The sequence below is a fragment of the Polaromonas sp. P1_G2 genome, assembly GCF_056405515.1.
This window is the reverse complement of the sequence record NZ_JBFUBY010000279.1, coordinates 1-9,829: the sequence shown is the minus strand read 5'-3', so window position 1 is coordinate 9,829 and position 9,829 is coordinate 1. Positions and strand designations below refer to the sequence as shown.

Genomic DNA, 9,829 nt, shown 5'->3' with positions numbered 1-9,829 from the left:
GCCTGGATCAGCCCTGCACGCTATATTTTCTATAGCTGATGACGCTTGTCTGCCGTGGGTTGGAGGCTTATTTTAACGCAAAAGAAGGCCGGCCGCTTTCACCGCCCCTCGAGAGGGGGTTTTAAGGGCCTGCGCCGCTCAGGCCGCCGAGGTATCCGCCAGGTGCCTGACCAGCAGCCTGGCCGCGGCCGACAGGCCCGCTTCGTCGCGAAAGCAGATGGCGAAACGGCGCCTGGCCCAGGCATCGGTCAGCGGCAGCACGCGCAGGCCGTAGGTGCTTGCATAGGGCTCGGCGACCTCGCGCGGCACCACGCTGATGGCCAGGTTGGCGCGCACCACGCGCAGCGCCGCCTCAAAGTTGGAGACGATGACGCGATGCACCACGACCCTGCCCTTCAGCGCGGCCGCGCGCTGCAGCAGCACCTGCAATGCCGAGGTGGTCATGGCGGTAACCACAGGATTGCAGGCCCGAGAGGTCGGCCGCGTCCCAGCAGATGCCGACGGAGGCCACGCCCTCCTTGATGCCGCTTATCACCTCGGGGCTGACGCGCTCTTCCATGGTGACGCGGATGTCGTGGTGCGCCTGGACCTGCAAAAAAGCCGCCACGTCGTCGGCCAGCGATTCGGCCATGACGGACGCCGTGGCTAGGATGCGCACTTGGCCGCGCACGCCCAGCGCATAAGCACCCATGTCGCGCTCGATCTGGTCGGCGCTGGCTAGAATGGCGCGCGCGTGCTCCAGCAGGCTCTCGCCGGCCGGTGTGGGCTCCACGCCGTGGCGGCGGCGCAGCAGCAGCGGCGTGCCGACCGTGTCCTCAAGCTGGGCCAGCCGCTTGCTGATGGCCGAGCCGACGATGTTGGCCTGCTCAGCCGCGCGGGCGATGCTGCGGGCGTCGCACACGGCGGCAAAGAGGCGCAGAGTGGTCATGTCGAGGTCTCTCATGCCTTGTCTCCTGATGATGTTTGTGGTGTTTGTGGTGGCCAGATATTCCCAACAGGAACACCATTGATTCCAAAAATGCCAAACCAAACGTTTCGGGAAATTCTAAACTGAGGCACCGAGCCAGAACCCCTGCAGAACCCCTGAATTCTTCGGAGACAAGCCCCCGTGAATACCGCACCCACCCTGCCCCAGCGCGTCAGCATCCGCGAAGTCGGCCTGCGCGACGGCCTGCAAAGCATTGCCGCCGTCATGCCCACCGCCCACAAACTGCAGTGGATCCAGCAGGCCTACGACGCCGGCCAGCGCGAGATCGAGGTCGGCTCTTTTGTGCCCGCGCGGCTGCTGCCGCRACTGGCCGACACCGCCGAGCTGGTGGCTTTTGCGAAAACGCTGCCCGGCCTCACGACCTCGGTGCTGGTGCCCAACCTCAAGGGCGCCGAACGCGCCATCGAATCCGGCGCGCACCTGATGCTGCTGCCGATCTCGGCCAGCCACGCCCACAGCCTGGCCAACCTGCGCAAGACGCCCGATGAGGTGGTTGCGGAGATCGCCCGGATACGCGACCTGCGCGATGCCTCGGGCAGCGCCATCCGTATCGAAGTGGGCTTCAGCACCGCTTTCGGCTGCACGCTGCAAGGCCGCGTCGAACCCGCCGAGGTGCTGCGGCTGCTGCAAGCGGTGCTGGACGCCGGCGCCGACTGCGTGGGCCTGGCCGACACCGTGGGCTACGCCGACCCGGAAATGGTCCGCGCCTTGTTCGGGCAGGCCCTCCTTGTCGCCGGCGAGCGGCTCAACTGCGGCCACTTTCATGACACGCGCGGCATGGGCATCGCCAATGTCTATGCGGCCCTGCAAGCCGGTATCACGCGCTTCGACGCCTGCCTGGCCGGCATAGGCGGCTGCCCGCACGCGCCCGGCGCCAGCGGCAACGTGGCCAGCGAAGACCTGGCCTATATGTTCGCGAGCATGGGCATTAAAACCGGCATTGACTTCGACAAGCTGATGGCCTTGCGCGGCCAGGTCGCGGGCTGGCTTGAAGGCGAAAGCCTGCACGGCACGCTGTGGCGCGCGGGCCTGCCCAAAACCATGCGGCCGGCTGAAAGGGCCGCCGCCACGGCCTAAACTCATCGCTTGCCCATCCGGCCGGCGCCTTGTTTTTCTCACCTGAACACCGCATGCAAAACACCGCTTCCTCCACCCCACCCCAGCCGCTGGCCGGCCTGCGCGTCGTGGAGTTCACCCACATGGTCATGGGGCCGACCTGCGGCATGGTGCTCGCCGACATGGGCGCCGAGGTCATCAAGGTCGAGCCTATTGACGGCGACCGCACGCGCCGCCTGCTGGGCGCCGGCTCCGGCTTTTTCCCGCTGTTCAACCGCAACAAAAAAAGCATAGGCATTGACCTGCACAGCCCGGTGGGCGCCGAGGTGGCGCGCAAACTCTGCGCCAGCGCCGACGTGGTGGCCGAGAACTTCAAACCCGGCACCATGGCGAAATACGGCCTGGACTACACCGCGTTGAACGCCGTCAACCCGCGCGTCATCTACGTCAGCCACAAAGGCTTTTTACCCGGCCCGTATGACCACCGCACCGCGCTGGATGAAGTCGTGCAGATGATGGGCGGCCTCGCCTACATGACCGGCCGGCCCGGCGACCCGCTGCGCGCCGGAACCAGCGTCAACGACATCATGGGCGGCCTGTTTGGCGCGATTGGCGCGCTGGGCGCGCTGATCCAGCGCGGCATCAGCGGCAAGGGCATGGAAGTGCAGTCCGCGCTGTATGAAAACAATGTCTTCCTGATGGGCCAGCACATGCTGCAGTACGCCATGACGGGTAAACACCCCGCCCCCATGCCGGCGCGCGAAAACCCCTGGGCGGTGTACGACGTCTTCACGGTCCGGGACGGCGAGCAGATCTTCCTGGCCGCCGTCAGCGATGCGCAGTGGCAGACCTTTTGCACCGTGCTGGGCTTCGACGACCTGAAAGCCGATGCCGCGCTGGCCACCAACAACCAGCGCGTGGTGCTGCGCCCGGCCCTGTTGAAAGACCTCACCGCACGGCTGGCCACACGCAGCGCGGCCGAGCTGTCGGCCGTGATGGAAGAAGCCGGCCTGCCGTTTGCGCCCATCCGCAGGCCCGAAGACCTGTTCGATGATGAGCATTTGCTGGCCACCGGCGGCCTGGCCGATGTGCGCCTGCCCGACGGCCCGAAAGCCGGGCAGACGGTCAAGACCACGCTGTTCCCCATCACCCTGCAGGGCCAGCGGCTGGGGGTTCGCCTGCACCCGCCTACGCTGGGAGAGCACACGCGCGAGTTGCTGGCCGGGCTGGGTTACGGCGCCGCTGAAGTGGATGACCTGCACCGGCAGGCTGCAGTGAGTTGAACCTGCCGGCCGATTTGCGCGACTTACGACAACGAAGGAGACAAAATGACCCAACAGATGATCCGCGATACCTCGGCCTTGAGCCATAAATCCGCGACCCGGCGCCAGGCCCTCTGGGGGCTGGGCGCCCTTTTCGTCGGCGGTACCTTCCTGGCTTCGCCGCGAAGCTTGCTGGCCCAGACCACCGACAAAGTGCTGCGCTTCATCCTGCCGGTGGGCGCGGGCTCGGGCGTGGACACCATCGTCCGCGCGGCGAGTGTTGCGCTGGGCAAGACGCTGGGCCATCCGGTGGTGATTGAAAACCAGCCCGGCGCGGGCGGCATTGTCGGCACCTCGGCGCTGGTCAAATCCGCGCCTGACGGCATGACGCTGAGCGTGGTGTCCAACAACCACGTGATCTACCCCAGCGTCTACAAGTCGCTGCCGTTTGACCCGATCAACGACATCACCCCGATCACCGTGATCGGCACCACGCCCATGGTGCTGGTGGTCAACCCCGCCAAACTGCCGGCCGCCAATGTGAGGGAACTGGTCGCGCTGCTCAAGGCCAAACCCGATGCCTACAACTACGCCTCGTCCGGCAACGGCACCATCCTGCACCTGGCCGCGCAGATGTTTCTCGACGAAGCCCAGGTCAAGGCCAAACACATTCCCTACAAGGGCGTGGGTCCCATGGTGGCCGACATGATCGGCGGGCAGGTGGACATGGGCGTGCTGGCGCTCCCCGCCGTGCAGGCGCACCTGAAAAGCGGCGCCCTGCGCGCCATCGGTGTCGGCGGAAGCAGTCGCTCGGCAGCGGCACCCGAGATCCCGACCATTGCGGAACAGGGCTTACCCAACTACAACATGGAAGGCTGGTTCGCGGTGATCGGCCCTGCGAAGCTGCCCGCGGCCGATGTCAAGCGCATCCAGGCCGCGGTGGCAGCGGCCTATGCCACGCCCGAGGTGAAGGAAGCCATGCTAAAGCAGGGCAACACCATCAACCCCGGCAGCCCGGAAGTCGCAGCGCAGTACTTTCGCAGCGAACTGGTGAAGTATGCGCAACTGGTGAAAAAGGCGGGCGTCGAACTGCAGTAAGGCCTGCGCGCGGCTGCCCTCTCACCTCTTTCGGCAACGCCAACCTGGCCGAGCAAACTTGCAATCGCTATATTTTTATAGCTGCTTATAGGCAAGCAGAAACGCGTCGGAAGCCACCTGATCGGCCAGAGCCCTCAAGTTCGCAGCCGAGGCAGACCCCAAAACGAGCTCCACCTGGTCGTTGACTGCTGCCCAATGCACTATGCCTTCTGACAGCCTTGCCTTGCCAAGCGAAGTGAGAACGCTGTGTTTGGTCCGGCGGTCCTGGGCGTCCTGGCGCAACTCCACAATTCCGTCGCGCACCAGAGGCCTTAGCGCATGGGTCAGCGCGGAAAGTTGAATGGCGAGCAGGGCTGCCAGCTCCTGTAGCGTCGGTCCTTGTTGATCGGCGCCCGTGAGCCTGTGTATTCCGGCGATGAGCGCGAGTTGCGTGGCTTTGAGGCCCAACGGCGCCAGCGCTTCGTCATACAGCTGCTCAAGCCTGCGAGTCGCGAGCCGCAGTGGCGTGACCGTGCAGGCCCGTCCACCCAGGATGTCCAGCTCATCTGCGGCGGAGCTATCCGGGCTACTTTTCGTATCAACGACGCTTGTGGTAATTCCCATACTAGAAAAATGGTTGAGTACTAGACCATTGATGGATTTCATGCAATCAATCATACATTTGAGCCCTCAACCTTTTAGTTGAGTACTCAATTTTATTGGAAAACCATCAATGACAAATCCCAACTCCAAGAAAGTCGCTCTTGTCACAGGGGCTTCCTCCGGCATCGGAGCCGTCTATGCGGACCGCCTCGCCGCGCGTGGATACGATCTTATTCTCGTCGCCCGGCGCGCTGACCGCCTGGAAGCGCTCTGCGCACAGGTCTCAAAAGCGCACGGTATCAAGGCCGAACCTATCGTGGCCGACCTGACCAAAGACGAGGATCTGGCGCGGATCGAGACGATCCTGTCCACCCGTGCCGATGTGCGCGTCCTGGTGAACAATGCCGGTCTTGCGCGGCTGGGGCCCATGGTCTGCAGGACGAGCTGGCCGGCACCGGGGTGAAGGTTCAGCTGGTCCTGCCGGCATCGACAGCCACCGAGATCTGGGATCTGTCCGGCGTCCCGCTGGCGGCCCTCAACAAGGAGACCTTGATGACGACCGAGCACATGGTCGATGCGGCGCTCGCGGGCTTGGACCAGGGCGAAACGATCACGTGGCCCTCAGTCGCCGATGCAACGCTGTGGGAGAAATACGATGCGGCCCGCGCCGAACTGTTCGCGGGCACCCAAGCCGGAGCGCCGGCCCCTCGTTACAAGATCGGTTGACTCCAGCCAGCTGACCGTTGCTGCTCTTCCATTTCTATCCCCTTCTCGATTTCCCCAAGGACAGCCCATGCTTTTCGATGCATTTCCCCTGCGCGCGATCCCGCTCAAAAACCGTGCCGTGATGTCACCGCTGACGCGCAGCCGCGCGGTCGACAACAACACGCCCAACAGCCTGATGGCCACCTACTACGCCCAGCGTGCAAGCGCCGGCCTCATCATCACGGAAGGAACTTCACCCTCACCCAACGGCTTGGGCTACGCACGAATCCCGGGGCTGTTCAATGACGCGCAAGTGCAAGGCTGGAAGCTGGTGACCGACGCCGTCCATGCCAAGGGCGGCAAGATCGTCGTGCAGCTGATGCATACCGGCCGCGTAACCCACCAGGCCAATCTGCCGGCCGGCGCCGAAGTGGTCGGACCTTCACCCGAGACCTGCCCCGGCGAGATGTGGACCGATACGCAAGGCAGCCAGCCGCACTCGCCGCCGCGCGCCATGACCGAGGCCGACATCCAGGCCGTGATCGGCGAGTACACAAGGGCCGCGCGCCTTGCCATCCAGGCCGGCTTTGACGGCATTGAGTTGCACGCGGCCAACGGTTACCTGCTTGAGCAATTCCTGAACGCCAACGTCAATCGCCGCACCGATGGCTACGGCGGCACGGCCGAAGCGCGCAACCGGCTGGTACTGGAGGTCGCCCGTTCTGTCGTGAAGGAAATCGGCGCCGAGCGGATCGGCATCCGCTTGTCGCCTCACGGCGTGGTCAATAGCACCGGTACATTCGAAGGCGTGGACGAACAGTACCTCGCGCTGGTGAAGCAACTCTCCGGACTCGGCCTCATGTACGTTCATGTCCTGGACCATTCAGCCATGGGCGCCCCGCCTGTCCCGGCAAAGCTGAAGGCCGACTTGAGAACTGCGTTCGACGGCCCCTTTATCCTTGCCGGCGGACAGGACAAAGCCAGCGCACAACAGGCACTGAGCGACGGCCGTGCGGACCTGATCGCCATAGGCAGGCCCTTCATCGCCAACCCCGACCTGGTCGAGCGCTGGCGCCAGGACGCGCCCTTGAACGCGCCTGCCCCGGACACGTTCTACACGCCCGGTGCGAAGGGCTACACGGACTATCCGACGCTCGCGGCTTGAGCATCAGACATCCCCAGTCAGCACCGCCAGGCAGGGAGGCCTTGCCTCCCGCATGCCTGCGCGGCTTGCCTACAGCTTGGCGATGGACACCTCGGTCGACTTGACGAGCGCCACGACTTCGCTACCCACAGCCAGCTCCAGCTGGTCGACCGAGCGCGTGGTGATCACCGAGGTCACGATGCCCCAGGGCGTTTCAACATCGATTTCGGACACGACGTCGCCGCGGATGATTTCCTTGACCTTGCCGCGGAACTGGTTGCGGACGTTGATGGCTTGGATGGACATAAAGGTTCTCCTGGAACTGGGTTGAAAAATCGTTGAATGGGTAAAAACTCAGACGGCCCAGCGCACGCCGTGCACCGGCGTGCTGGGCCACAGCGGCTCGCTCGGTGAAATCGCCTCGCCGGGCTGTTGCAGCACGCGGTCCAGGATCTTTTTCTCGATCTGGCCGAACAGCGGGTTGCTGCGCTCGCGCGGCCTGGCGATGCGCACGCGCTCGTCCAGCGCGATGCGGCCGTCCTCGATCAGGATCACGCGGTCGGCCAGCGCCACGGCTTCCTGCACGTCGTGCGTGACCAGCAAAGCGGTGAAGCCGTTGCGCTGCCACAGGCCTTCGATGAGCTGGTGCATTTCGATGCGGGTCAGCGCGTCCAGCGCGCCCAGCGGTTCATCGAGCAGCAGCAGGCGCGGGTTGTGCACCAGGGCCCGGGCCAGCGACACACGCTGGCGCTGCCCGCCCGAGAGGCGCGCCGGCCAGTCGGGCTGGCGGTCGCCCAGGCCCACCTGGGCCAGCACGTCGGCCGCGGCCGCATGGCCGTCGGCCGGCAAACCCAGCGCCACGTTGTCGATCACGCGGCGCCAGGGCAGCAGGCGCGAATCCTGGAACATGATGCGGGTGTCTTCGCGCAGGCCGGTCACGTCCTGGCCGTCCAGGCGGATGCTGCCTTGCGGCGTTTGCCATAGCGTTTGGACAGGCCGCGTATTTCAAGGCGCACGCCGCGGTCTTGCGATGAAAGCGATGCTTGCGGCGGCAGCGTGTCAGGCGCTGTGATGGCGCGCCCGGATTCCGCCGAGAGGTAGGCCTGGGAAGATTCAAAAGAGACTTGGGGATGCAGCATGGTGTTTCCTCAGCCGGTTCAGGCTGCAACCGATTGGTAACCGGGGTGCCAGCGCAGCCAGTAGCGCTCCAGCCCGCGGGCGAAGACGTCGGCCAGCTTGCCCAGCAAGGCATAGAGCAGGATGCCGACCAGCACGATGTCGGTCTGCAGGAATTCGCGGGCGTTCATGGTCAGGTAGCCGATGCCGGCCTGCGCCGAGATGGTTTCGGCCACGATCAAAATCACCCACATCAGGCCCAGCGAAAAGCGCAGGCCCACGAGGATGGACGAGAGTGCGCCCGGCAGGATGACCTCGCGGTACAGCTGCCAGCGCGACAGGCCGTAAGTTCGGCCCATCTCGATCAGCCCGGGGTCCACATTGCGTATGCCGTGGAAGGTGTTGATATAGATCGGGAAGAACACCGAGACCGCGATCAGGAAGAGCTTGGCGGTCTCGTCGATGCCGAACCACAGGATCACCAGCGGGATCAGCGCCAGCGCGGGGATGTTGCGCACCATCTGGATGGTCGAATCGAGCAAAGTTTCAAAAAACTTCACGGAGCCGGTCAGCAGGCCGAAGGCCAGGCCCAGCCCGCCGCCTATGGCCAGGCCCGCGAGCGCCCGGCCCGCGCTGACCTTCACATGCGTCCACAACTCGCCGGAGGCCGACAGCGTCCAGGCGGCCTTGAGGACCTCGGATGGTGCCGGCAGCACGCGCGTCGACAACCAGCCCAGCGAGGAAGCAATCTGCCACAAGGCCACCAGCCCGACCGGCACCACCCAGGGCAGCAGGCGCTGGCCGAGGTCGCGCAACACGGCGGCCCATTGAAAGCGCGGCAATACAAAACCCGAACCCAGCGGCAAAAAGCCCAGGCCGGGGGCGTCCACGGTGTCGGGCACCGGGGTCACCTGAAGTTCACGAAGGGAATCTGTCATGGCGAGGCTCCGGTTTCAGCTTTGCGAGACGCGCGGCAGGTAATCGTTGGCCACGACTTCGCCGAAGGGGCCGTTGAGCACGCGGCCCGGCAGCTTCTGGCGCAGCTTGCGCGGCAGCAGCGGGAAGACCAGCTCGGCGAAGCGGTAGGCTTCTTCGAGGTGCGGGTAGCCCGAGAACACAAAGGTGTCCAGGCCCAGCGCCGCGTATTCCTCGATGCGCGCGGCCACGGTTTTGGGGTCGCCGACGAGCGCGGTGCCGGCGCCGCCGCGCACCAGGCCCACGCCGGCCCAGAGGTTGGGGCTTATCTCGAGCTCTGCCCTGGTTCGTTTGCCACCGCCCGCATGCAGCGCGGCCATGCGGCGCTGGCCTTCGGAATCCATGCGAGAGAAGGCTGCCTGCGCACGGCCCACGGTGTCGTCGTCGAGCTTGCTGATCAGGCTTTCGGCGGCGCGCCAGGCTTCATCGTCGGTCTCGCGCACGATGACGTGCAGGCGTATGCCGAACTTGACCGTGCGGCCGTGCCTGGCCGCCCTCGCCTTCACGYCGGCGACTTTTTTGGAGACTTCGGCGGGCGGCTCGCCCCAGGTCAGGTAGGTATCCACCTGCTCGGCGGCCAACTCATGGGCTGGAGCGGAGGATCCGCCGAAGTACACCGGAGGATGCGGTTTTTGCAGCGGCGGGTACAGCAGCTTGGCGCCTTTGACGCTCAGGTGTTCGCCCTGGAAGTCATAACTTTCGCCGGCATGGCTGCGCGCGAGGATCTCGCGCCAGATACGGATGAATTCGGCCGACTGTTCGTAGCGCTGGGCGTGGTCCAGGTAGACGCCGTCGCCTTCGAGTTCGGCCTGGTCGCCGCCGGTGACGAGGTTGATCAGCAGGCGCCCGCCCGAGAGCCGGTCAAAAGTGGCGGCCATGCGCGCGGCCAGGCTGGGCTGGTGC

The 9,829-nt window shown here is 65.2% G+C and carries 9 protein-coding genes and 3 pseudogenes; 5 read left to right on the top strand and 7 right to left on the bottom strand.

Features of this window, described 5'->3' with window-relative positions; translation table 11 throughout:
• Window positions 1-138: 138 nt before the first annotated feature.
• Window positions 139-943: pseudogene (locus AC1D0P_RS21380) on the bottom strand (LysR family transcriptional regulator).
• A 165-nt stretch (window positions 944-1,108) separates the two neighbouring features.
• Here AC1D0P_RS21380 and AC1D0P_RS21375 point away from each other — a divergent pair.
• From AC1D0P_RS21375 to AC1D0P_RS21365, 3 genes are read left to right on the top strand one after another with little or no spacing between them, the layout of a single operon-like run.
• Window positions 1,109-2,065, top strand: coding sequence for a hydroxymethylglutaryl-CoA lyase (locus AC1D0P_RS21375; RefSeq protein ID WP_477678586.1), 957 nt, complete (start codon window positions 1,109-1,111; stop codon window positions 2,063-2,065).
• 53 nt (window positions 2,066-2,118) lie between these two features.
• Entirely contained in the window at window positions 2,119-3,327 is a 1,209-nt protein-coding gene (locus AC1D0P_RS21370; RefSeq protein WP_477678585.1) for a CaiB/BaiF CoA transferase family protein, read from the top strand.
• Between the two features lie 45 nt (window positions 3,328-3,372).
• Window positions 3,373-4,404 (top strand): tripartite tricarboxylate transporter substrate binding protein, encoded by a 1,032-nt coding sequence (locus tag AC1D0P_RS21365; protein WP_477678584.1) that lies wholly within the window; start codon window positions 3,373-3,375, stop codon window positions 4,402-4,404.
• 75 nt (window positions 4,405-4,479) lie between these two features.
• Here the strand turns inward: AC1D0P_RS21365 and AC1D0P_RS21360 are convergent, their stop codons facing one another.
• Window positions 4,480-5,049, bottom strand: coding sequence for a MarR family winged helix-turn-helix transcriptional regulator (locus AC1D0P_RS21360; RefSeq protein WP_477678583.1), 570 nt, complete (start codon window positions 5,047-5,049; stop codon window positions 4,480-4,482).
• Between the two features lie 67 nt (window positions 5,050-5,116).
• On the opposite strand from AC1D0P_RS21360, the pseudogene AC1D0P_RS21355 reads away from it, so the two are divergent.
• Window positions 5,117-5,712: pseudogene (locus AC1D0P_RS21355) on the top strand (SDR family NAD(P)-dependent oxidoreductase).
• Between the two features lie 67 nt (window positions 5,713-5,779).
• Window positions 5,780-6,856, top strand: coding sequence for an alkene reductase (locus tag AC1D0P_RS21350; RefSeq protein WP_477678582.1), 1,077 nt, complete (start codon window positions 5,780-5,782; stop codon window positions 6,854-6,856).
• A gap of 69 nt (window positions 6,857-6,925) precedes the next feature.
• On the opposite strand, the gene AC1D0P_RS21345 is transcribed toward AC1D0P_RS21350, so the two are convergent.
• From AC1D0P_RS21345 to ssuD, 5 genes and pseudogenes are all read right to left on the bottom strand, one after another.
• A complete protein-coding gene (locus AC1D0P_RS21345; RefSeq protein WP_007869745.1) occupies window positions 6,926-7,141 on the bottom strand; it encodes a TOBE domain-containing protein in 216 nt (71 codons plus the stop codon).
• 48 nt (window positions 7,142-7,189) lie between these two features.
• Window positions 7,190-7,834: pseudogene (locus AC1D0P_RS21340) on the bottom strand (ATP-binding cassette domain-containing protein); the annotation flags it as partial.
• Window positions 7,771-7,974 (bottom strand): hypothetical protein, encoded by a 204-nt coding sequence (locus AC1D0P_RS21335; protein WP_477678581.1) that lies wholly within the window; start codon window positions 7,972-7,974, stop codon window positions 7,771-7,773. The gene AC1D0P_RS21335 and the pseudogene AC1D0P_RS21340, both read right to left, overlap by 64 nt.
• 18 nt (window positions 7,975-7,992) lie before the next feature.
• Complete coding sequence (gene ssuC / locus AC1D0P_RS21330) at window positions 7,993-8,889, bottom strand: aliphatic sulfonate ABC transporter permease SsuC (RefSeq protein ID WP_477678580.1); 897 nt, start codon at window positions 8,887-8,889, stop codon at window positions 7,993-7,995.
• Window positions 8,890-8,904: 15 nt separating this feature from the next.
• The coding region (gene ssuD, locus AC1D0P_RS21325; RefSeq protein WP_477678579.1) for an alkanesulfonate monooxygenase at window positions 8,905-9,829 on the bottom strand (925 nt) is incomplete at its 5' end.

Excerpts from the sequence above, each read along its gene's own strand:
- AC1D0P_RS21370 (WP_477678585.1), top strand. The coding sequence starts at position 2,119 with ATGCAAAACACCGCTTCCTCCACCCCACCCCAGCCGCTGGCCGGCCTG.
- AC1D0P_RS21365 (WP_477678584.1), top strand. The coding sequence starts at position 3,373 with ATGACCCAACAGATGATCCGCGATACCTCGGCCTTGAGCCATAAATCC.
- AC1D0P_RS21360 (WP_477678583.1), bottom strand. The coding sequence starts at position 5,049 with ATGAAATCCATCAATGGTCTAGTACTCAACCATTTTTCTAGTATGGGA.
- AC1D0P_RS21350 (WP_477678582.1), top strand. The coding sequence starts at position 5,780 with ATGCTTTTCGATGCATTTCCCCTGCGCGCGATCCCGCTCAAAAACCGT.
- AC1D0P_RS21345 (WP_007869745.1), bottom strand. The coding sequence starts at position 7,141 with ATGTCCATCCAAGCCATCAACGTCCGCAACCAGTTCCGCGGCAAGGTC.
- AC1D0P_RS21335 (WP_477678581.1), bottom strand. The coding sequence starts at position 7,974 with ATGCTGCATCCCCAAGTCTCTTTTGAATCTTCCCAGGCCTACCTCTCG.
- ssuC (WP_477678580.1), bottom strand. The coding sequence starts at position 8,889 with ATGACAGATTCCCTTCGTGAACTTCAGGTGACCCCGGTGCCCGACACC.